A 21,143-nucleotide genomic window follows, 5' to 3' on the forward strand; every position below is an offset into this window, starting at 1 on the left:
CCGCCGCCTCACCAGCGCTGCTGCAGCTGCAGGCTCAGGCGCCGTCCGGGGCCCGGCTCGTAGAAGCGGCCATTGCTCTCATTGACGATCACGCTGGCGATATGGCGCCGGTCGGCCAGGTTGTCGGCCCGCAGGCTCAGGCTGCTGTCCGCAGCCAGTTGCCAGCGCCACCAGGCCGACAGCAGGGCCACGCCGGGGGCGGCCTCGGTGTTGCGTTCATCGGCCCAGAGGCGGCTGCGGGCACTGAGCGTCAGCCCCGCCTGCCAGGGCGCACCGTCCGCGGTGGAGAGGTCCAGGCGCAGCGTGCGCGCCGGTGCGCCGGGAAGCCGGGCGCCGGCCGGCACGATCAAGCTGGCCGTGCCGCAGGGGGGCGCGCCGCAGACCGTGTAGGCCTCGCTCACGCGTGCGCTCAAGCTGCTGAGGGCCAGGGCCCAGCGCAGTCCCTCCAAGCCCTGAGGCAGGGGGCCCTGCGCCTGCAGCTCCAGACCCTGGCGACGGGTGCTGCCGGCATTGGCAAAGGCGCTGCGACCCGCGCTGTTGCGGGCGCTGACGATCTCGTCGCTGGTCCGGGCCACGAACACGGCAGCCTCCAGCGCCCAGGCGCGCTCGCCGCTGCCGCCCCTCTGGCGCAGCCCGGCCTCGGCCTGCCGGCTGCGCTGGGCGCGCAGCGCGGTGTTCAGGCCGGCGCTGCCGTCGGGCCGGTAGGCACGCTCGGCCAGGGTGGGCGTTTCGCGGGCCTGGCCCAGGCTGGCAAACCAGCGGGTCTGGGGCGCCATGCTGCCCACCAGTCCCAGGGCGGGCAGGGCCACCGGGCTGCGGGCTCGCCCGCCGTCGTCACCGTTGCGCAGAAAGCGGTCCTGGCTGCGCAGGCGCTGCTGCCCCAGGCGCAGGCCGGTGTGCAGAACCAGATCCGGGCTCAGCCGGTGTTCGCCCTGCACATAGACCTCGGCCGCCAGGGCCTGGTTGCGCTCATCGCGGCGCAGCGTGCCCGTCACGCCCAGGCTGGGGCCGATGAAGTTCTCATAGCCGCGCCGCTGCTCCCGCTGGGTGTCCAGCTGCAGGCCCAGGGTCCAGACGGGGCCCTCGTGGCGCAGGTCGGCGCCCAGCTGCTGCCGTTCCAGCGCGATCACCCCGCCGGGGTGGCTGGGCGGCAGCTGGCTGGCCACCGGCAGGGCCTGCCACTGCCACACCTGCCGGCCTAGCAGCCAGCTGCGCAGCTGCCAGCCCCCGCCCCAGCTGCCACTCAGGCCCAGCTGTTGCTGCTGCAGCGTTTTGCGGCTGTTGAAGGCCAGGGCCGCGGGCGTGACGCCCTCGGGATCGCTCAGCCACTGGGCGCGGCTCAGGCCCAGCGCATCCTCGGCCGGCTGGCTCTGCAGATTGAGGCGGGCGCTCCAGCCGGGCACAAAGTCCCAGCGCGCGTCCAGCAGGCTGCGCTCGGCCTGCGACTGCGGGCGCTGGCCCGCGCTGCGCCAATGCGCCAGGCCCAGGCGCCAGGGCGCGCTGGTGGCGCCGCCCTCGGCCTGCAGGCGCACTTGCTGCTGCTCGTCGCTGGCGGCCCAGACATCGCCCTGCCAGCGCGTGGGTCCGCCCTGCGGTGCGCGCGTGTGCAGGCTGAGCACGCCGCCGCTGTGCACCCCGTGCAGGGCGCTGAAGGGGCCGCGCAGCAGCTCCAGCCGCGCTGCCGCATCCAGCGGGAAATGGCTCACGGAGCCGCTGCCATCGGGCGCCGTGGCCGGCAGCCCGTCCACAAAAAGGCGCAGGCCCCGCACGCCGAAGCTGGCGCGCGCACCGAAGCCACGCACGCTGAGCTGCAGATCCTGCGCGGCATTGCCGCGATCGGCCGCCCACACGCCGGGCATACGCCCCAGGGACTCGCTGAGATGCACCCCCGGACCGCTTTGGGCCAGGGCCTGGGCATCCAGCAGGGCCACGGCCGCCGGTGTCTCGAGCAGCGGCCCGGCGCGCAGGCCGCCGCTGATCTGCACCGGCGGCAGGGCCACCGCCGGGGCCAGCAGCAGGGTGGCGATCAAGGCTTGAGGCGCAGCAGGCGGCCGGGCTCGTCCTCGGTCAGCACATAGAGCAGACCATCGGGGCCCTCACGCACATCGCGCACGCGGCCGATGTCCTGGGCAAAGACCAGGGGCTTGCCCACGATGCGGCCCTCGGCGTCCAGGCTCACGCGTTGCAGCTGGCGGAACTTGAGCGCGCCCACCACATAGCTGCCCTGCCAGTCGCTGCCATAGGCGCTGCTGCTGATGCGGGCAAAGCCCGAGGGGGCGATGGAGGGCGTCCACTGCCACACCGGCTGCTCCAGGCCGTCCTTGTGCGTGATGCCGACGCCGATCTTGCCGCCGCCATAGTTCTCGCCATAGGTGATGACGGGCCAGCCATAGTTGCGGCCGGGCAGCACGCGGTTGATCTCGTCCCCGCCCTGGGGGCCGTGCTCATGGATCCAGAGCTGGCCGGTGGCGTCCAGCAGGGCGCCCTGGGGGTGACGGTGGCCCAGGCTGTAGATCTCGGGCAGGGCCCCGGCGGTTTTCACAAAGGGGTTGTCCGGGTGGGGGCGCCCGTCCTTGAGCACACGCACCACCTTGCCCAGATGGTTGTCCAGGGTCTGGGCCCGCTGCATGCCGGTGAAGCGCTCACCCAGGGTCAGGAAGAGGCTCTGCCCATCGGTCGACTCCACGATGCGGCAGCCGAAGTGGTGGCGCCCTTCCATCTTGGGAGCCTGGCGGAAGATGATCTGCACCTGCTCCAGCCCCGTGCGGTCGGCCTTGAGCGTGGCACGGGCCAGGGCCGTGCCATTGCGCCCCTTGTCGGCGCCTGCACCCGCCTCGGTGAAGCAGAAGGACAGGGCGCGGCTGCGCTCGAAGTCGCGGTCCAACACCACATCCAGCAGGCCGCCCTGGCCGGCAAACTGGATGGCCGGCAGGCCCGTGAGCGGCGCCCCGATGCGGCCCTGGGCGCTCACCACGCGCAGCGCGCCCGGCTTCTCGCTCACCAGGAAGTCACCGCCGGGCAGAAAGGCCAGGGCCCAGGGGCGTTCCAGGCCGCTGGCCACGGTTTCCACATGGCGAGGGGCGGGTGTCTGGGCCAGGGCCGTTGCGCCGGACAGGGCGGCGGCACAGATCAGCAGACAGGCGGCGGGTGAGGGCTTGAGGGACATGGCGGCGGTGGGCGGCGTTGAGCGGCGGTAAAGCGGTGCGCGCATCTTGCCCAAGCCACCGTATCCCTGCCGGTGCAGGGCTTTGCCGGGCTCAGGGCGCGACCAGGGGCAGGCGCAGCCGGAAGCAGGCGCCGGGGCGCTGCGCATCCGGGGGCAGCAGCTGCAGGCTGCCGCCCAGCACGCCGCTGCTGAGGTTGTGCGCGATATGCAGGCCCAGTCCCGTGCCGCCGCGCCCCAGCCGGGTGGTGTAGAAGGGTTCGAACACCCGGCCCGCCATCTCGCTCGGGATGCCGCGGCCGTTGTCGCGCACCGTGATCAGCACGCTGCCGGCCGGTCCGGCTTCGGCCGCGATGCGTACCTCGCCGCCCTCGCTGCGCCCATCCAGGCCATGCATCAGCGCGTTCTGCACCAGATTGGCAATGATCTGCTCCAGCGGCCCGGGATAGCTGTCCAGGCTCAGCGGCGCAATCTCATCCAGATGCAGGCGGTGCGGCCCGGTGCGGAACTGGGGTTGCAGGGCCGACACGATATCGCCCAGGGCGTCGCGCAGGGCAAAGCGGCGGCGCTGCGTGCTGTGCTGGTCGGCCGCCACCTGCTTGAAGCGGCTGATCTGCTCGGCCGCGCGCGACATGCCGCGCTCCACCAGCCGGGCCGCCTGCTCGCTGGCCTCCAGGAACTGCTCCAGCTCGCTGCGGCGCAGCGGCTCGCGCTCGCGCAGCCGGCGCTTGAAGTCGGCCATCTGCTGCACCAGGGTGCTGGCCACGGTGCGTGCATTGCCGATGGGCGTGTTCAGCTCATGGGCCACGCCCGCCACCAGCCGCCCCAGCGCGGCCAGCTTCTCGGCCTCCATCAGCTGGGTCATGGCCTGCTGGAGCTCCTGGCTGCGTGCCGCCACCCGGCTCTCCAGCTCCAGGTTGCTGCGCGCCAGGGCCGTCCGCGCCTCGTGCAGCTCGCCGATGTCCACGTCCATGCAGATGAAGAGCCGCTCCTCGCCGCTGAGGGCCGGGATCTCGAACTGCGTGGCCAGGCAATGGGCCAGACCCCCATCGGGGCGCTGGCAGCTCCATTCGCTGGGCGTGGAGGCGCCGCCCTGGGCCGCCACCTGGCGCAGGCCGGCCAGAAAGGCCTGGAAGTCTTCGGCCGACAGCAGGAACTCGTCCAAGCGCCGCCCCAGCACCTGGGCGGCGCGCCAGCCGAACAGCCGCTCCGCCGCCGGATTCCAGCTCAGAACACGGCCCTGCGCGTCATAGCTCTGGATGGCCACATTCGGCGCATGCTCGATGATGGCCTGCAGCTGGGCGCTGAGCCGCCGCGTGGCCGTGGTCTCCAGGATCACGCCGTCCAGATGCAGGGGCTGGCCCGCTGTGTCGAACACGCCCCGGCCGCGCTCCTGCACCCAGCGCTGCTCGCCGCGCGCGTCGATCAGTCGGTACTCGATGTCATAGGCCTGCTGCGCGGCCACCGCCTCGCGCACGCAGCGCTCCACATGGGCGCGGTCCTCTGGATGAATCAGGCTGGCATAGCTGCGCACCCGGTTGCCGATGAAGTCGGTATGCGGATGCCCCGCCAGCGCCGTGATTCCCGAGCTGATGTAGCGCATGGTCCAGTCCGGGTCCAGGGCGCAGCGGTAGAGCACGCCCGGCAGCTGCTGGGCCAGGCTGTCCAGCAGGTCGGTGCTGATGGTCGGCTCGGTCGCGGTCTGGCGCATGAGGGGCTGGGGACGATTCCTGTTACAGAGCTCAGTCTAGCGACATCCCCAGCGCGCTGGTCCGCTGTTCGCCCCGCAAGTCGCCCGCAAGTCGCCCGCAAGGGCCAGGTCTTGCCACAACCGGATCACGGACTGCGCGGTGTCGCCTCAGCCCTGTCACGCGTGTTGCCGAGGCCGGACAGCGGGTGCAGGCGCCCCAGGCGCTGCCTAGAATCGGCGCCGTTGTCGCTTGCGGGTCGTGCAGGTGCTGGTGCCGCGCTTCACAGCGCCGAGGTCGTTCATGAGAATTCTTGTTTACGGAAATTCCGGCTCGGGCAAGAGCAGCTATGCCAAGGCCGTGGCGGCGCGGCAGGGGCTTGCGCACCTGGACCTGGACGCCATCGTGTGGGAGCCGGGTCAGATCGCGGTTCAGCGCCAGCCGCAGGAGATTGCTGCGTCCCTGCAGGCCTTCATCGACAGCGAAGATTGCTGGGTGATCGAGGGCTGCTATGGCGAGCTGGTCCAGACGGCGGCCAGCCACTGCACCGAGCTGGTCTTTCTCAACCCAGGCCTCGAGGCCTGCCTAGCCAACAATCTGCGGCGGCCCTGGGAGCCGCACAAATACGCCTCGATGGAGGCGCAGAACTCGATGCTGGCCGCGCTGCAGGACTGGGTGGCGGCCTACTACACGCGGGATGACGCCTGGTCCTATGCCGCGCACCGCCGCATCTTTGACGCCCACCTAGGGGCCAAGGTCGAGCATCCGGTCTTGGTGCGCACCGATGAGGTCTAGCCCCGGCGTCGGAGCCGCTCCGCCTAGCTGCCGCGCCGCCGCAGGCCCAGCCGCAGGGGCTGGTCGGGCCGCAGCGTGACATCCAGTCTTGGCCGCGGCGGTGGCCGGTGGGCCAGCGGCCGCAGCTCGTAGCGCTGCAGGATCTGCGCGGCTATGACCCCCATTTCCGTCAGCGCGAAGTGGCTGCCCAGGCAGACCCGCGGACCGGCACCAAAGGGCAGCCAGGCGCCGCGCGGGATCTCGGGGTGGCCGCTGCTTGCGTCGAAGCGTTCGGGGCGGAAGGCCTCGGGGTCCTCGAACCAGCGTGGGTCGCGGTGGGTGAGGGCGGGGGTCAGGCGGACCATGCTGCCGGGGGGCAGTTCGTAGCCGCCGACGCGCAGGGGCTCGGTGGTTCGCCGCGACAGCAGACCGGCCGCCGGCGGGAAGAGGCGCAGGGTTTCCTTGAAGCTCCGGGCCAGGCGCGGCATCAGCGGCAGATCGGCGGCCGTGGGTGCGCGATCGGCCAGCAGGGACAGCACCTCATCGGCGATGCGGGCTTGTTCCTCGGGATGGGCGGCCATGCACCAGCCCCACCAGGTCAGCGCCGCGGCGGTGGTTTCGTGGCCAGCCAGAAAGGTGGTCATGCACTCGTCGCGCAGGCCGCGGGCGCTCAGGCCCTGATCCTCGGGGTCGCGGGCCTCAAGCATCAGGCCCAGCAGGTCCTGGTGCGTCTGCGGGCTGGCCAGGCGCTCACGGATCTGGCTTTCGATGTACTGATCCAGCAGCGCCAGGGCGCGGCGCTTGCGCGCCTTCCAGGGGGCCCACAGCGGAGCGCTCACGGGCCAGTAGAACTCCTTCATGCCCTCGATGCTGAGATCGTGCACGGCGGCGGCGATGGCACGCCCTTGCGTCGCATCCGTGCGCGAGAACAGCGTTTGCATGATGACGGCCATGGTCGTCTGCGTCATGGCCGCCTCGAAGTCGATTTCCGATGCGCCTGCCCATCCGGCCAGGCTGTCCTGGCTGGCCTGCACCATGCGCGGCACGAAGCCCTCGACCCGACGTGGCGAGAAGGCGGGCTGCAGCATCTGGCGCTGGCGCTTCCAGGCCGCGCCTTCGGCCACCAGCACGCTGTGACCATGGGCACTGGCAAAGACCTCGGTGCCGCGTTCCCATCGAATCAGCTTGTCATGCGAGGCGACCAGAACGTCGCGCACATGCTCAGGGTGCAGGAAGCTGTAGTCCACCAGGTGCATGAAGCGCTGGCGGACGATGTCCCCATGGCGCGCATGCAGGGCGCCGAGGGTTCCCAGGTAGTCGCGGCTCATGGCACGCAGGCGGTCAAAGCCCAGGCCGGTGGGTCCCGGCGGCCGGCTTGCGGAGGCGCTAGGCAGGGTTTGTGTGTTCATGCTGCGCATCATGAGCGTCGGCTCAAGCGGCGTCTTGAACGAAATCGACATGGGCGGGCGACGTGGGCGGGCTCACTACACTGCGGGCATGGACAGTGATCGCCACCCCGATGCCATCGCCCGGCTGATCGCCCCCAGCCTGGCGCTCAGCGGCTGCCTGTATGCCTCAATGTGGCGAGACACGCTGGCGGCCGGGGCCCTGACGGACGAGCAGCGCAGCAGCCACTTCCCGGCCACGCCTTACTGCGGCATGACCTGGGTGCTCGATGGCGATGGCGTGCAGGTGCTGGACGACGGCAGCGAGCGGCGGCTGCCCGGTCGCGCCCTGGTGGGCGGCCCGCGCAGCCGGCCGGCACAGTTCCGCTCGGATGCCGGCACGCGCTGCTTCATGGTGGCGTGGCTGCCCGATGCCTTGCATGCGCTGACCGGCCTGGACCTGGCATCCCTGGTCGATGGCTGCGAGTCGATCGAGTCGGTGCTGGGGCCGGAGTGGCAGACGCTCAGCGCGTCCCTGCTGGCGGCCCCGGATGAGCATGCCTGCCAAGCCAGGCTCGAGGCCTTCTTGTTGCCCCGCTGGCGTGCCCTGGCTCAGTCCCAGACGGCGCCGCCGCGACGCTACCGCGACTGGATGGAGAACCTGGCGCTGAAGGCCGTGGCCGGTGGTCATGGCGAGAGCCTGCGCCAGGTCGAGCGTCGTATCAAGCGCTGGAGCGGGCAGAGCCTGCGTGCCTTGCGCAGCATCAGCCGTGCGGAGGCCGCCTTTCATCAGGCGCGCGGCGATTTGGAAGCAGGCGCCGTGCTCTGGAGCGCCCTGGCCCAGGACGCCGGCTACGCGGATCAGGCCCATCTGTGCAGGGAAATCCGCCGCGTCAGCGGCTTCAGCCCCGAGGAGCTGCGCCGGCGCATCTTCAGCCACGAGGCGTTCTGGGCATATCGGGTATGGGTTTGAGCGCCTTGCAACACACCGAACTTGACTTGCCCCTTCGGATCGTGCAGACCCTCGTGCTGTACGCGCTCGGCGAGCATCAGCTCGGACACGCGAGGCGTATCGTCGTGAACTGTTCCGGGACCGAGTTCTCGGTTTCCGACGATGGGCGAGGGCATTCCGTCTCTCGCACGGTCGAGGGCGCGCCATACCTGGATTTCATCTATGGGCATCTGGCGTTTCCGTTTGGCCGTGCGGACTCGCCGCCGGTACAGCTGCAGGGACTGGGTATATCGCTGCTGAACCAGCTGTGTGAAAGCCTGGATGTCACCGTTCGGAAGTCGACGCAGACGCTTCGTCTACGTTTCGGGCGTGGCACGCTTCTCGCGCATCAGCTTGTCGACGAGCAAAACCTCGAAACCGGCAATTGCCTTGCCGGAGAAGTGTTGGCCGGGCTTGCCGCTCAAGCCATGGACGTGGCTGCCCTTGTCAAGTGGCTGAGCGCTGTGCAAGAGGTTAACCCAGGGCTTGAGCTGGTGCTCAATGGCAAGCCACTCCGTGCCGAGGCCGATGGCGCCTGAACCCGAGAGGGGCCTGGAGCACACCGTTGGCCCTGATCACGGCTGAGCTTTGTGTCGCTTGAGCTGCTCCAGCTCCTTGGCCAGCATGCGCTCGCGCAGGCCGCCGCCGTTCAGGGCCAGCAGGGTCACCACGCCGTGGATGGCCAGGCCCAGGCCCCAGCCCCAGAGCGGGAACTGGGTCCAGCGCTGACCGTCACCCAGCAGCGCAAAGCCCAGGTTCACCAGCACGAAGACGCAGGCGTGCGTGAGCCAGCCCATCTTGAGGTCCACGCGGCGGCGCGCCTGGCGCAGCAGCTGGCGCTCCGCCTGCTCTTGCTGGGCCAGGGCCTCGCTGTCCTGGCTGTTGTTGGGCTGGCTGTTGTGCAGGGTGCTGTTCATCTGGGTCTCCCGGGGTGCGGTGGGTGTTGTGCCCGCGGTGGCGAGCGATGAGCGCATCTTGCCGGGCACCTGGCTTGCGGCCCAGGCGCTTGCGACGGATGGCCAGCGCACGGCGTGGATCGACAGCGGCGTAGCGCCGATGGCTGGGTCGCTACCGCGCGTGCAAGCCTGCCAAGGGGGTGGGGCCTGGCCTACCCGGCTCAAGGGTGAGCGCGATCGGTACGCCGGGCTCGCGAATTGCGCGTGGGCTCAGCGCTGGAACAGCAGGCTCAGCTCCAGATTGAGGGGCTCGGAGACCGTGGGCAGATATTCGGCCCGGATTCGCAGGGCGCGCAGCCCCTGCTGCCCCGTGCAGGGCAGCAGCAGCTCGTGCTGCCGTGAGCGCCAGTCGGCGCTGGCGGGCGCGGACGCGCTCGGCGTGGAGGTCGCGGCCGGGGGCGTGATCTCACGCGCCAGGGTGGCGGACGCCGGGGGAATCTCACACTGCATCTGCAGGGCGGACTTCATGGCGGCCTGTAAGGCCAGCCAACGTCCGTCCTGCCACAGGGCCTGGGCCTGACGGGGATCCAGAGGCTGGGCCTTGTCGGCCCAGGCGGGCCCTGCCCCCAGGCTGAGCAGGGCCAGAAGCAGACCCAGCGCGGGACGCCGCCGCGGATCGTGTTTGTTCATGGGCACAGCAGCTTCTCCATCGCGGCTTGGGATCAGTCGAATGCGGCGGCACGCTAGCATCGGCGCTGAGCCTTGTTGAAATCGTCATGCGATGTCGGGAGTGTCGCCCATGAAGCCAGTCCGCCCTGTTGTGCTGTTGTGCGTCCTGCTGCTGGGCGCGCTCGGGCCCGTCCGGACATGGGCCGTCATGGCCCCGGCCTACGAGGCGCAGGCCCTGCTGGAGCGGCTGGAGAAGGGGTCAAGAGAGCGTGCGGCGGCGCCGCTGAGCATCCGGGCCACCGTGCTGACGGTGGAGCGCCGTGAGGAGCCGGGCAATGGCTGCCCGGCCCTGCAGCATGTGCAGGCGCAAGTCCAGGTGCAGAAGGTGCTGCGCGGCGAGCTGGCCGTGGGCCGGCCGCTGACCCTGCGCTACACCGAGGCCGAGTACCGCTGCCCGGGGCCGGGCCGCAGCCGCTTGCCGGAACTCCGGGCCGGCGCGTCGTCGAGCCTGCTGCTGCGCTGTGCGGGGCCTGACTGCGAACCGGCCGCGGGCGCCTTCAGCTTTGACAGCGACGCCGACTTCGAGCGTCGGCGCGAGGAGGCGCGAGCCCTGGCTGAACGCCACCCCCTGCAGCGGCGCGTCGATGTGCCGGTGCCGCGGGCGCCCTGAGGGGGCTGCGGCTCGGCCCGCGGCGCCGTGAGCGGCGCCTGGATTGGGGACAAGGCCGCGCCAATCAGCGCTCCCGGTGCTAGGCTTCAAGCCCACCCGAAACCCGGAGCAATCCACATGGCACACGCACTGGACTGGTTTGAGATCCCCGTCACGGACTTTGCCCGCGCCAAGGGCTTTTACGAGACGGTGCTGGGCATCAGCATCGAGCCCATGACCATGGGGCCGCTCACCCTGGGCATGCTGTCCAGCGACCCCGAGGCCGTGGGTGGCGCCCTGGTGCACGGTGAGGGCGGGGAGCCCTCGGACCTTGGCACGCTGGTGTATCTGAACGGCGGAGACGACCTCGCGCCGATGCTTGCGCGTGTCGAAGGCGCGGGAGGCCGGATTGCCGTGCCCAAGACCGAGATCGGCAATGGCTACGGCTTTTTCGCCCACTTCATCGACACCGAGGGCAACAAGGTGGGCCTGCATTCGATGAAGTAACGGGTCGGTGCCGACTCGGCCCGCGGCGCCGCTCAGCCGCGGGCCTTCATCCGTGCCAGCTCGCTGCTGAGCATGCGCTCGCGCAGATCGCCGCCGCCCAGGGCCATCAGGGTGACCAGGCCGTGGATGGACAGGCCCAGGCCCCAGCCCCAGAGCGGGAACTGGGTCCAGCGCTGGCCATCGCCCAGCAGGTGCAGGCCCAGATTCACCAGCACAAAGATCGTGGCGTGCTTGAGCCAGCCCAGCTTGAGCTCCACGCGGCGGCGGGCTTGGCGGCGCAGCTGGGCGTCTTCGCGGCTCAGGCTGTCGGTGGCGGCGTTGTTGCTGGTGATCATGGCGTTTCCTTGGGCGTGGTGCGTGTTGCTGTCGATGGCTGGACTTTGCGCGCTGCCGCGCCTCTCGCCCAGCGGCTTGCGACGACTGGCAAGCCGGCGGCGTGAAGCGTCAGGCGCCGGGTGCCAGTGGCAGGACGTCGCCCGCTGCCGCATGGCAGCCGCGGTTATGCTGGCCACACCATGCAGCTCGGCATCCACGACATCCCCCTCTTCATCGTCTCTGGCCTGCTGTTGAACATCGCGCCGGGGCCGGACTCCATCCTGATCATGACGCGCAGCGCCACCCAGGGCTGGCGGGCCGGTTCGGCCGCGGCGCTGGGCATAGGCGCCGGCACCTGCGTGCATGTGCTGGCGGCGGCCCTGGGGCTCTCGGCCCTGCTGGCGGCGTCCAGCTGGGCTTTTACCCTGCTCAAGTGGGTGGGTGCGGCCTATCTGGTGTGGATAGGCCTGCAGATGCTGCTGGCGCGGCGGCGCCGGGACGGCGAAGCGGCGTCCACCAGCGGGGAGGCGGCTGCCAGCGTGGCCCTGCCCCTGCGCAAGGTCTTCGTCCAGGGCTTTCTGAGCAATGTGCTCAACCCCAAGGTGGCCCTGTTCTTCCTGGCCTTTGTGCCGCAGTTCATCGCCCCGGACGCGCCGCACAAGGCCCTGGCCTTCATCGTGCTGGGGGCCATCTTCAACTTCAACGGCATGCTGTGGTGCCATTTCCTGGCCCTCTCCACGGCTTTCGCCAGCGCACGTCTGCGGGTGGGCGGGGCCCTGGCGCAGTGGCTGAACCGGGCCATTGGGGCCCTGTTTCTGAGCTTCGGGCTCAAGCTTGCACTGTCGGAACGATGAGCAAGACACGCCGGCCCCTCAAAACCGCCCTGCTGGCCCTGGCCCTGGTGGCGGGCCTGGCCCTGTACGCCACGCCCTATCTGACCGTGCACCAGTTGCGCGAGGCCGCCCGGGAGCGCGATGCCCAGGCCCTGGCCGTCCATGTGGACTTTCCGGCCCTGCGGCAGCACCTCAAGCTCAGCGTCCAGGATCGCCTGGCCGGGCGCGAGCGCAATGAGCGCGGCGACCCCACACCCGCCGCCGCCATGGGCGCGGCCGTGGCCGCCGCCCTGCTGGGGCCCATGGTCGATGTGCTGATCACCCCCGAGACCCTGGGTCGCATCCTGCAAGGCGAGTCGCCCCTGGGCCTGCCCGGCGGCCGTGAGCCGCCGGCCGGTTCCCAGGAGGACCGGCCGCGCCTGCTGACCGAGATGGGCTACGAGAGCCCGGGTCGCTTTGTCTTCAGCCTGCGGCGCGAGGGCGACGGCGAGGAGCCGATTGCCCTGGTGCTGCACCGCCAGGGGCTGATCGGCTGGCGCCTGGCGGAGATGAGGTTGCCTTGATGATGAAACTGGACGAGACACAGACTGCCCTTGTGTGGCGCCTGGAGTGCGAGCTGCATGGCCTGGCGACGCGCCAGAGCCGGGCCAGGTTGGAGCAACTGTTGCACCCTGCGTTTCGCGAGCATGGCCGATCCGGCCGACGCTATAGCCGTGAGCAGATCCTGGACCGGCTGACTGCTGAACAAGCCGAGGTCACGGTGCATACGCAGGACATGGAGTTGCAAGCCTTGGCCGAGGGGCAGTACTTGCTCACCTACCGCAGTGCCCATCGCCAGGCAGACGGTACGCTGCAGGGCCACAGCAACCGCTGCTCAATCTGGAGCCGCGAGCCCGGCGCGGATTGGCAGATGCGTTTCCATCAGGGCACACCCTGTGAGCCCTTTGAAGCATGAACAGTCGCGGCTGCAGCGCTTGCAGCAGCGGCGGAAGTTGCCGCCCCTGGAAAAGTCCAGGGCATGCTGCTGAACCGCAAGGGCCATACCGGCTGGCAGTGATCCGGCTGCCCTGAGGGCCCAGGCCGCTGCGGCCTCAAAACCCTGTTGCCGCCCGGGCCAAGCCGCACCGTCTAGGCTGGTCCCCCATGAACAGCTTGCATTCCGATCTGTACCGCTGCTCGCGGCGCGGGTGGCGTCCGGTCCTGGCGGGTCTGCTGGCCGGCACCAGCCTGGATCTGGCGGCCATGAGCGAGCGGCGTCTGGGTGACCATCTGAGCCTGGCGCTGCCCCTGGGCACCCTGGCGGTGGAGGCTTGGCGCGGCGACTGGGAGGGGGCCTGGCAGCTGACCCAGACCTTTGCCCTGACCACGGGTGTGGCCGAGCTGCTGAAGAAGAGCACGGGCGTCACCCGCCCCGACGGGCAGGGCGACACCAGCTTTCCCAGCGGTCATGCGGCGCGTGCCTTCAGCGCCGCCAGCTATGTGCATCTGCGCCATGGCTTGGACAAGGCCTGGCCCCTTTATCTGGCGGCCACCTATGTGGGTCACACCCGGGTGCAGGCTGACCGGCATCGCTGGAGCGAGGTGCTGGCCTCGGCCGGCTTGGCCTATGGCATGGCGCGCTGGCGGGTCGAGCCCCTGGGCGCCAAGGCCCAGCTCAGTGTGCAGGACGGCGGTGTGTTCCTGAGCCTGCACTGGCAGCCCTGAACCCGGGGCCGCTGGCACATGCTCAGCGCATTACCGCGCTGGGCAGCAGGCCGGTCCAGCGCTTGAAGAAGCGGCGGAAGTTGGCGCCGTCGAAGAAACCCAGGGCCTGGGCCACGGCCTCGTTGGGCTGGCCGCGCAGCTGCAGCAGGTACAGGGCCATCAGGGCGCGCAGCTGGTCCAGCTCGGCCTGGTAGTGGCTGCCATGCTGGGCCAGGCGGCGCTTGAAGGTGGCGGGGCTCATGCCCAGTTCCGCGGCCAGTTGCTCCAGGCTGGGCGGGCTGTCCAGGGCGGGCAGCAGGCGGTCGTGCAGGGCCGCGATCAGGCCGCGGGCCTGGGAGCCGGGGTCGGCCCCCGCCGCCAGGGCCGCGGCGGCCCGGCCGGGCCGGGTGGGCCAGGGCTGGCGGGCCAGCGCCAGGGGCAGGCGCATGGCATCGGCCTGGCAGCCGAAGCGCAGGTCGGCGGGTTCGCCAGCCTGCAGATAGACCAGATGCTGGGCCAGATCGCGCGGGGCCGTGCGGTTGAAGCTGTAGCGCCAGGGCAGGCGCTGACCGCCCAGCCAGTCGGCCAGGCCGGTCACGGCGCTCATATGCAGGTCAATCACAAAGCCGCGCAGGCCCGGCGGCAGGCCGCAGGCCTCGGTCCAGACCAGGATCAGCTCCTGATCGTCCAGCAGCAGACGCGGCGTCAGCAGGGGGCAGAGCCTGCCGGCATGCCGGCACAGCAGCTGCAGGGCCGTGAGCAGATCGGGCGCCTCCTGCAAGGCCTGGCTGGCCAGGCCGTAATGGCCCGGCAGCCAGTGGCGGCCGATCACGAAGGCGGTGTCGGGCCCCCCCTCGGTGCGCAGGGCTTCCAGTAGGGCCAGCAGCTGGCGCGGGCTGATCAGGCCGCTGCCACTGGGCGGCTGCAGCGGGCTCAGGTCGCGGCTGCGGGCGAACTCGGCCAGCAGCACGGCCTGGTCGGTCCAGGCCAGGCAGGGGCTGTCCAGCTCATAGCGCGCGGCGGCCGGCGCACCGGGCGCCGCCGGTGGCGGATAGAGCGAGGGCAGTTCAAGCGCCATGCAGGCCACTCGCGAGCTGCTGCAGGCGCTGCTCGGGCGCCAGGCGGTCATCGGGCGCCAGGTCCAGACCGACCAGGCATGGCGTGAGCGCGGGGCCCTGGGCCCAGTCCTGCAGGGCGCGGCGCAGCAGCTCGGCCCGGGCGCGTGCCGCGCCGCCCTGCTGCGCCGGGAGCAGCAGCACGAAGCGGTCGCCGGCATAGCGGCACAGCAGCTCCCCCGGTGCCAGATGCAGGGCCAGCAGGCTGCCGGCATTGCGCAGCAGCTGGTCGGCGGCGGCCAGGCCTTGCTGTCGGGCCACGGCGGCTTCGAAGCCGGGCCAGCCCAGCATGCAGAGGTGCCCCCCGCGACCGGCTTGGCGCTCCAGCTCGATCTGGGCCGCCATATAGGCGGCGTCACCCAGCTGGGTGAGGGTGTCGATGCGGCGATGATCCCGGAACAGGCGCTCGCGCGTGCCCAGCTGGCGGTTCAGGGCCAGCTGCTCCTGCCGCCACAGATGCAGGCCCCAGGTCAGCACGGCCATGCCCAGGGGCGTGAGCAGGGACTCCAGCCAGTTGTCCCAGACCATGGCCTTGGGCAGCAGCCAGAACTCGTCCAGCAGGTCCACATAGCCGCCCAGCAGCATGCCGGCCATGCCCAGGCACAGGCGATCGGTCACCGGACCGGCGGGCCTTGCGGCGCGCAGATAGGCCAGCCACACGGCCACCATGAGGCTCATGCCGCCCTCGCCCAGCACATCCATCCAGCGCCACTGGGCCAGCGGCCGGGGCGTGCCCAGCAGGGCATAGGGCAGGAGCAGCAAGGCCGCCAGCAGCAGCAGGCCATGGCCGAAATGGCGCAGGCCCAGCACCGGGGCAAGCAGGGGCATGGGCGCGCGGGCGGGCAAGAGACCGGCGCGCAGCAGCTTGAGCAGGGACATGGGCGCCATGCTAGGCGGCCTGTGTGACAGGGCTGTCACACAGCCTGGGCAAGATGCGGGGGGAGTCCCAAAAGCTCAGCCTGGGCCCGTGGCTGCGCCGCTGTGCCCGGGCCGGGCGCGCTGTCACGCAACTGCCATGGCGGCCGACCAGCATGCGCAGCCATTCCTCGACTGCCCGGCGTCAGCGCCCTCACACCCTCATGTCTGCCTCTTTTGCCCATCCCCTCCGGCTCAGCCTGCTCAGCCTCAGCCTGGCCTTGGCCTGGTCCGCCCAAGCCCAGACCGCCACCCCCGAAAAGCTGGACACGGTGCGTGTGACCGGCCAGGGCGCCAATCTGCGTGGGGCGCTGGACAAGCAGCGCGCTGCCCTGGGTGTGATGAGCGTGGTGCATGCAGATGCCATCGGCGCCCTGCCCGACAACAATGCCGCCGAGGCCCTGGCCCGCCTGCCGGGCGTTTCGGTCGAGCGCGACCAGGGCGAGGGCCGCTTCATCCGCGTGCGCGGCATGGGCCCCGACTACAACGCCGTCACCATCAACGGCGCCACCGTGCCGGCCTCCGAGGCCGAGCGCCGCGCGCCCGGGCTGGACGTGGTGCCGGCCGGCCTGATCCGCTCCCTGGTGGTGGCCAAGACGCTGACGCCGGCCGACGATGCCAACTCCATCGGCGGCAGTGTGGCGGTGAACACGCTCTCGGCCTTTGACCTGGCCGGCAAGCTGCTCAGCCTGGATCTGGGCGCCAACCACGATGCCAATGCCGGCAAGACCCGGCCCCGCGGCTCGCTGACCTTTGCCGACCGCTTCCTGGGCAACACCCTGGGCCTCGCCCTGGCGCTCTCGGCCGACCAGCGCCGCTTTGCCAGCGACAATGTGGAGACCGGCGGCGCCTGGGACGGCAGCAAGCTGGAGGAGTTCGAGCTGCGCCGCTACGAGATCCTGCGCGAGCGCCTGGGCGCCGCGATCAATCTCGACTACAAGCCGGCTCAGGGCCGGCACTTCTACCTGCGCGGCTTTGCCAGCCAGTTCGACGACACCGAGACCCGCCAGTCGCAGGCGATTGAGTTCGATGATGCACAGGCCAGTGGCGCCCTGGGCAAGGCCAGCGTGCTGCGCGGCCTGAAGTCGCGCGTGGAGAACAACCGCAGCAACTCCCTGGTGCTGGGCAGCCATCTGGCTTTGAGCGACTGGCAGCTCAATGCCGAGGCCGGCCAGGGCCGCGCCAGCGAGGCCAAGCCGAATGCGCTGGCTTCCTCGGCCTTCAAGAGCAGCTTCAGCGGCGTGGGCTTTAGCGGCACGCAGCGCCCGCAGCTGCTCGGCCCCGCGACGCTGGCCGGCACGAGCGGCTACGCGCTGGACAAGTTCAAGATCGAGGACTCCAAGGCCAATGACCGTGTGCGCCACGCCAAGCTGGACCTGCAGCGCGAGTTCGAGCTGGCCGGCGGCGCCGAGCTGGAGCTCAAGACCGGCCTCAAGGCCACGCGCCGCGACAAGCGCAATGAGCAGGAGACCTACGCCTACAGCGCCAAGAACCTCAGCAAGGCCGGCATTGCCAAGAGCGCCCTGGCCATGGACCAGTTCCTGGCTGGCGGCGCGGTGGACTATGCCTGGGGCAGCTTTGGGCCGGCCTTGAATGCCGACGCGCTGCGCCGCCTGGTGTCGGGTCTTGACCCCGCCAAGTTCCGCGATGCCGTGGACTCGTCCTCCAACGACTTCGCCATGCAGGAAGACGTGGACGCCGGCTATGCCCAGCTGCGCTGGGAGCGGGGCGGCACCCAGCTGCTGGGCGGCCTGCGCTACGAGCGCATTGCCTTCAGCGCCGAGGGCTTCGCGGCGCTGGACGACGTGATCAGCGCCAGCAAGGCCAACACGCGCAGCAGCCACTGGCTGCCTGCCCTGCTGCTGCGCCAGGACCTGATGAGCAAGAACACGCAGCTGCGCGCCGCGCTGACGAACTCGGTGCTGCGCCCCAGCTTCGGCCAGCTCTCGCCCGGCCGCGTGGTGGATGGTGACGAGGCCGAGCTGGGCAACCCCCTGCTCAAGCCCCTGCGCTCGCGCAATCTGGATCTGGGCATCGAGCACGCGCTGGGCCAGGGCGGCCGCGATGGCGCCATCTCGGCCTATGTGTTCCAGAAGAACATCAAGGACTTCGTGTTCCAGACCGATCTGGCCGGCAGCAAGGGCTGGGAGGCCTTCAGCGCGGTACACAGCTATGCCAACGGCGACAAGGCCACGGTGCGCGGTCTGGAGCTGGCCTACAGCCAGCTGCTGCGCCAGCTGCCCGCGCCCCTCAACGGCCTGATCGTGGGTGCCAATGCCACCTTCGTCGACTCCACGGCCCGCATCGGCGGTTTTGATGGCGGCCAGTGGAAGTCGCGCGAGATTTCGCTGCCCAGCCAGTCGGACCGCACGCTCAATCTCAGCCTGGGTTGGGAGGGCCATGGCCTGAGCACCCGCCTGGCGCTCAACCACAAATCGCCCTATCTGCTGGAAGTGGGCGATGTGTTTGACGCTGCCCGCGATCTGAAGGTGGACAGCCAGAAGCAGGTGGACTTCTCGCTGCGCTACCAGCTCAATCCGCGCGTGGAGCTGAGCTTCGAGGCCCTGAACCTGGCCAATGCCAAGTACTACGTCTACCAGGCCGACAAGGCCCGCAACGCGCAGTTCGAGCAGTATGGTCGCAGCATCAAGATCGGTGTGAAGGCGGCGGTGTTCTGATGAAGCAAGTGATCAAGCAAGGCCTGGCCCTGGCGGCTCTGGCCATGAGCCTGGCTGCAGTCCTCACCCCGACCCAAGCCCAGACCCTGAGCCTGGGCAAGCAGGGCCTGGAGCTGCGTGCGGCCGATGGCCGCCTCAGCGACCAGCTCAAGCTGCGCATCAAGCGCTGGGACCAGCGCCTCGACAGCCAGGGCCGGACACTGGCCCTGGTGCAGGATGCCGACAGCGGCCGCCTGCTGCTGCTGCGCGCCGAGCCGGATGGCAAGCAGCTGAAGCAGCTGGCACGCTGGAGCGGCCCGGCCTATGCCACCGAGCAGCTCTGCCTGCACCGCGATGCGCAAGGCCTGCTGCAGCTCTTCCTGCTGGGTGATGACGGGCTCTCGGAGCAATGGCTGCTGGACGAGAGCGGCCGCAGCGCGCCGCGCCAGCTGCGCCGTCTGGCCACGCCGCACGCGCCCCTGGCCTGCCGGGTGCGCGATGCCGAGGCGGCGCTCTACATCGCCGAGCCGGGCGTGGGCCTGTGGCGCTATGCGGCCGATGCCGAGCGCGAGGGCCGCCGCCTGGTGCTGGCCGATGCCCAGTCCGACGAGAAGGCCCTGCTGCAGCGCCTGGACGCCTGGCTGGCCGCCACGCCGGTGGCGCAGGCCACGGCGCCCGCGCCGGCCATCGTGCTGCCCAGCGCGCAGACCGAGCCGGTGCGCGCCCAGGGCGATGCGGCCGACGATCCGGCCATCTGGGTGCATCCGCTCCGGGGCGAGCGCAGCCTGATCCTGGGCACCGACAAGAAGCTGGGCCTGGCCGTCTATGACCTGCAGGGGCGCGAGCGCCAGTTCCTGCCCGTGGGCCGCATCAACAATGTGGATCTGCGCCAGGGTCTGCGCTATGGCGCACAGTCCCTGGATCTGGCCGTGGCCACCCAGCGCGATGAGCATGCCCTGGTCTTGTTCGGCATCTCGCGCCAGGACGGGCGCGTGCGCGAGCTGGCCCGCCTGCCCACGGGCCTGGACGATATCTACGGTCTGTGCGTGGGCCGCAATGCCGAGGGCGGGCTGGACGCCTTTCCCAACGACAAGGACGGCCGTGTGCGCCAGTTCCGCCTGAAGCGCGATGCCGTGCAGAAGGGCGGCTGGAGCGCCACCCTGGTGCGCGAGTTCCGCCTGCCCAGCCAGCCCGAGGGCTGCGTGGTGGACGAGGCGAAGCAGCAGCTCTTTGTGGGCGAGGAAAAGCGCGGTGTCTGGCGCGTGGCGCTGGATGTGGCCGAGGCCCAGCCGCAGCTGGTGATCCCGGTCAGCGAGTCCCTGCACGGCGATGTGGAGGGCCTGGCCATCCACGACTCACCCAAGGGCCGCTTCCTGGTGGTGTCGTCCCAGGGCAATGACAGCTATGCGGTCTACGAGGCCGATGCGCCGCACGCGCTGCGCGGAACCTTCCGCATTGGCATCAATGCCGCTTTGGGCATAGACGGCGCCTCGGAGACCGATGGCCTGGACCTGACATCGGCCAATCTGGGCGGCCCCTACCGCGAGGGCCTGCTGGTGGTGCAGGACGGCCGCAAGCGCCTGCCCCAGGGCACGCAGAACTTCAAGCTGGTGCCCTGGCGCGAGGTGGCGGACAAGCTGGGGCTGTGAGGCCCTGGGGGCCGCATGGCACGGGTTAGCATGGCATTTCCATCGATCGCTGGAGATGCTTGTGAATCCGCTTCAACTGCGTGAAGACGAGATCGGACGAAAGCTCGACGAAGCCCATCGATCTGGCGAGCTGAGCACGGCGCAGAGCTATGGCAAGCCCATGCTCAGCGACGCGGGCTGGGTGCAGACGCCGGACGAGTTCAGGATGGGTTTCAAGATCCTCAAGAACGCCGGCGTGGTGCCGCCCGAGGTGGAGTTGTTCCATCAACGCGCCCAGCTGCGCGCCGCGCTTGCAGCGGCAAGCACCGAGCCGGATCGGCTGGCGCTCCAGAAGTCTCTCAGTGAGCTGGAGCAGCGGATTTCCCTGCGGCTCGAAGCCTTGCGAGCCAGCGGCTCCCTCTAGCGCCGCTCGGCAGCCGACCGGCGTCGATGGTGGATGAGCGAGCCCAGGGACTGGCGCGCTCAGTCCTGGTTCTGCGGCAGCCCGTCGGCAATCTCGTAGTAGTCGCCCTTGTGCGCCACGAAGATGTGGCGCTCCAGGGCGAGGTGCGTGGCGCCGTCTAGCGCCCCCAGCGCGACCGAGGTCCAGTCCCTGTGGATGGGCTCCCAGAACAGCCAGCAGCCACAACGTGAGCAAAACCCCCGGCGCACCTTGTCGGAAGCCTGGTACCAGCTGAGGTGCTCCGCTCCCGACAGCTGCAGCGCCGACTTGGGCAGATTGGCCGATGCGAAGTAGTGGCCCGACTGCTTGCGGCACTGTGTGCAGTGGCAGGCCGTGGCTTCGGTGGGCGGCTGCATCAGTGTGAAGCGCACGGCACCACAGTTGCAGGAACCGTGTAGAGGGGGTGGAGGACTAGGTGGATTCATGGGCGGGCGGTCCGACTCCGGGCAGACCTATCCTAGGCCGCGGTATGGACTCAGGGACGCTGCGCTTCAGTGGCAGCGGGCGTGCTCAGGCCAGGCCCCGCCACGTGGGTGTAGTGCAGCACCGTCGGGAAGGGGTCGTAGAAGTGATGCAAAAGCTCGCGCCACTGCTGGTACTGCGGCGACTTGCGAAAGCCGACTTCGTGGTGTTCCACCGAGGCCCAGCGAACCAGGAGCATGTAGTGGTCAGCATGCTCCAGGCACTTCTGGAGCTCGTGGCCCAGGTAGCCCGGCATCGACGCAATGATCCGCTGCGCCTGGAGAAACGCCGCTTCAAACTCAGCCCCTTGGCCGGGCCTGATCTGCAGCTGGGCGATTTCAAGAATCACG

At 70.2% G+C, this 21,143-nt stretch carries 23 protein-coding genes; 12 read left to right on the plus strand and 11 right to left on the minus strand.

From position 1 onward, the window contains the following. Positions 1–8: 8 nt before the first annotated feature. The 3 genes from DFR39_RS03010 to DFR39_RS03020 all read right to left on the minus strand — a co-directional run bounded on the left by DFR39_RS03010 (position 9) and on the right by DFR39_RS03020 (position 4,874). Complete coding sequence (locus DFR39_RS03010) at positions 9–2,030, minus strand: TonB-dependent receptor family protein (RefSeq protein WP_133602039.1); 2,022 nt, start codon at positions 2,028–2,030, stop codon at positions 9–11. Further along, positions 2,027–3,166 carry a PQQ-dependent sugar dehydrogenase gene (locus DFR39_RS03015; RefSeq protein WP_133602401.1) on the minus strand — a complete coding sequence of 380 codons (1,140 nt, stop codon included), beginning with the start codon at positions 3,164–3,166 and terminating at the stop codon, positions 2,027–2,029. The genes DFR39_RS03010 and DFR39_RS03015 overlap by 4 nt, the downstream gene beginning before the upstream one ends. Positions 3,167–3,257: 91 nt before the next feature. Further along, a complete protein-coding gene (locus DFR39_RS03020) occupies positions 3,258–4,874 on the minus strand; it encodes a PAS domain-containing sensor histidine kinase (RefSeq protein WP_133602040.1) in 1,617 nt (538 codons plus the stop codon). A gap of 280 nt (positions 4,875–5,154) precedes the next feature. Here DFR39_RS03020 and DFR39_RS03025 point away from each other — a divergent pair, with 280 nt between their 5' ends. Next, complete coding sequence (locus DFR39_RS03025; protein ID WP_133602041.1) at positions 5,155–5,646, plus strand: P-loop NTPase family protein; 492 nt, start codon at positions 5,155–5,157, stop codon at positions 5,644–5,646. 23 nt (positions 5,647–5,669) lie between these two features. Here the strand turns inward: DFR39_RS03025 and DFR39_RS03030 are convergent, their stop codons facing one another. Beyond that, entirely contained in the window at positions 5,670–7,034 is a 1,365-nt protein-coding gene (locus DFR39_RS03030; protein ID WP_162849394.1) for a cytochrome P450, read from the minus strand. Between the two features lie 88 nt (positions 7,035–7,122). Here DFR39_RS03030 and DFR39_RS03035 point away from each other — a divergent pair, with 88 nt between their 5' ends. Together DFR39_RS03035 and DFR39_RS03040 are read left to right on the plus strand one after the other, a co-directional pair. Next, on the plus strand, positions 7,123–7,983 hold the full coding sequence (locus DFR39_RS03035; RefSeq protein ID WP_162849395.1) for a helix-turn-helix domain-containing protein: 861 nt from the start codon (positions 7,123–7,125) through the stop codon (positions 7,981–7,983). Then, positions 7,974–8,540, plus strand: coding sequence for an ATP-binding protein (locus DFR39_RS03040; RefSeq protein ID WP_133602044.1), 567 nt, complete (start codon positions 7,974–7,976; stop codon positions 8,538–8,540). Before DFR39_RS03035 ends, DFR39_RS03040 begins: the two co-directional genes overlap by 10 nt. Before the next feature lie 36 nt (positions 8,541–8,576). Here DFR39_RS03040 and DFR39_RS03045 read toward each other — a convergent pair whose 3' ends face one another. Together DFR39_RS03045 and DFR39_RS03050 are read right to left on the minus strand one after the other, a co-directional pair. Then, positions 8,577–8,918: a 2TM domain-containing protein gene (locus tag DFR39_RS03045; protein WP_133602045.1), complete on the minus strand. Its 342-nt coding sequence runs from the start codon at positions 8,916–8,918 to the stop codon at positions 8,577–8,579. 249 nt (positions 8,919–9,167) lie between these two features. Next, positions 9,168–9,587, minus strand: a complete 420-nt coding sequence (locus tag DFR39_RS03050) for a hypothetical protein (protein WP_133602046.1) — start codon at positions 9,585–9,587, stop codon at positions 9,168–9,170. A 109-nt stretch (positions 9,588–9,696) separates the two neighbouring features. Between DFR39_RS03050 and DFR39_RS03055 the strand changes: the two genes are divergently transcribed. Then, positions 9,697–10,236: a hypothetical protein gene (locus DFR39_RS03055; protein ID WP_133602047.1), complete on the plus strand. Its 540-nt coding sequence runs from the start codon at positions 9,697–9,699 to the stop codon at positions 10,234–10,236. Positions 10,237–10,353: 117 nt separating this feature from the next. Beyond that, positions 10,354–10,722, plus strand: a complete 369-nt coding sequence (locus DFR39_RS03060) for a VOC family protein (RefSeq protein WP_133602048.1) — start codon at positions 10,354–10,356, stop codon at positions 10,720–10,722. Positions 10,723–10,754: 32 nt separating this feature from the next. On the opposite strand, the gene DFR39_RS03065 is transcribed toward DFR39_RS03060, so the two are convergent. Beyond that, on the minus strand, positions 10,755–11,057 hold the full coding sequence (locus DFR39_RS03065; protein ID WP_133602049.1) for a 2TM domain-containing protein: 303 nt from the start codon (positions 11,055–11,057) through the stop codon (positions 10,755–10,757). A 180-nt stretch (positions 11,058–11,237) separates the two neighbouring features. Between DFR39_RS03065 and DFR39_RS03070 the strand changes: the two genes are divergently transcribed. The 4 genes from DFR39_RS03070 to DFR39_RS03085 all read left to right on the plus strand — a co-directional run bounded on the left by DFR39_RS03070 (position 11,238) and on the right by DFR39_RS03085 (position 13,574). Then, positions 11,238–11,891, plus strand: a complete 654-nt coding sequence (locus tag DFR39_RS03070; RefSeq protein WP_133602050.1) for a LysE family translocator — start codon at positions 11,238–11,240, stop codon at positions 11,889–11,891. Further along, a complete protein-coding gene (locus tag DFR39_RS03075; RefSeq protein WP_133602051.1) occupies positions 11,888–12,433 on the plus strand; it encodes a DUF2939 domain-containing protein in 546 nt (181 codons plus the stop codon). The genes DFR39_RS03070 and DFR39_RS03075 overlap by 4 nt, the downstream gene beginning before the upstream one ends. Beyond that, complete coding sequence (locus DFR39_RS03080; protein ID WP_211343773.1) at positions 12,433–12,825, plus strand: nuclear transport factor 2 family protein; 393 nt, start codon at positions 12,433–12,435, stop codon at positions 12,823–12,825. Before DFR39_RS03075 ends, DFR39_RS03080 begins: the two co-directional genes overlap by 1 nt. 188 nt (positions 12,826–13,013) lie before the next feature. Then, positions 13,014–13,574, plus strand: coding sequence for a phosphatase PAP2 family protein (locus DFR39_RS03085; RefSeq protein ID WP_133602052.1), 561 nt, complete (start codon positions 13,014–13,016; stop codon positions 13,572–13,574). Positions 13,575–13,596: 22 nt separating this feature from the next. On the opposite strand, the gene DFR39_RS03090 is transcribed toward DFR39_RS03085, so the two are convergent. After that, positions 13,597–14,631 (minus strand): AraC family transcriptional regulator, encoded by a 1,035-nt coding sequence (locus DFR39_RS03090; RefSeq protein WP_162849397.1) that lies wholly within the window; start codon positions 14,629–14,631, stop codon positions 13,597–13,599. Continuing rightward, positions 14,621–15,547 carry a GGDEF domain-containing protein gene (locus DFR39_RS03095; protein WP_133602054.1) on the minus strand — a complete coding sequence of 309 codons (927 nt, stop codon included), beginning with the start codon at positions 15,545–15,547 and terminating at the stop codon, positions 14,621–14,623. The genes DFR39_RS03090 and DFR39_RS03095 overlap by 11 nt, the downstream gene beginning before the upstream one ends. A gap of 200 nt (positions 15,548–15,747) precedes the next feature. Between DFR39_RS03095 and DFR39_RS03100 the strand changes: the two genes are divergently transcribed. From DFR39_RS03100 to DFR39_RS03110, 3 genes are all read left to right on the plus strand, one after another. Next, positions 15,748–18,261, plus strand: coding sequence for a TonB-dependent receptor (locus DFR39_RS03100; RefSeq protein WP_133602055.1), 2,514 nt, complete (start codon positions 15,748–15,750; stop codon positions 18,259–18,261). Next, complete coding sequence (locus DFR39_RS03105) at positions 18,261–19,889, plus strand: phytase (protein ID WP_133602056.1); 1,629 nt, start codon at positions 18,261–18,263, stop codon at positions 19,887–19,889. The genes DFR39_RS03100 and DFR39_RS03105 overlap by 1 nt, the downstream gene beginning before the upstream one ends. A 61-nt stretch (positions 19,890–19,950) precedes the next feature. Then, positions 19,951–20,292, plus strand: a complete 342-nt coding sequence (locus DFR39_RS03110; RefSeq protein WP_211343774.1) for a DnaJ family domain-containing protein — start codon at positions 19,951–19,953, stop codon at positions 20,290–20,292. A 59-nt stretch (positions 20,293–20,351) separates the two neighbouring features. Here DFR39_RS03110 and DFR39_RS03115 read toward each other — a convergent pair whose 3' ends face one another. Further along, positions 20,352–20,756: a GFA family protein gene (locus tag DFR39_RS03115; RefSeq protein WP_133602058.1), complete on the minus strand. Its 405-nt coding sequence runs from the start codon at positions 20,754–20,756 to the stop codon at positions 20,352–20,354. 50 nt (positions 20,757–20,806) lie between these two features. Continuing rightward, on the minus strand, positions 20,807–21,142 hold the full coding sequence (locus tag DFR39_RS03120; RefSeq protein WP_133602059.1) for an antibiotic biosynthesis monooxygenase family protein: 336 nt from the start codon (positions 21,140–21,142) through the stop codon (positions 20,807–20,809). Between the last annotated feature and the right edge of the window lies 1 nt (position 21,143).

The sequence above is a fragment of the Roseateles asaccharophilus genome, assembly GCF_004362405.1.
Classification (GTDB): Bacteria; Pseudomonadota; Gammaproteobacteria; order Burkholderiales; family Burkholderiaceae_C; genus Kinneretia; species Kinneretia asaccharophila.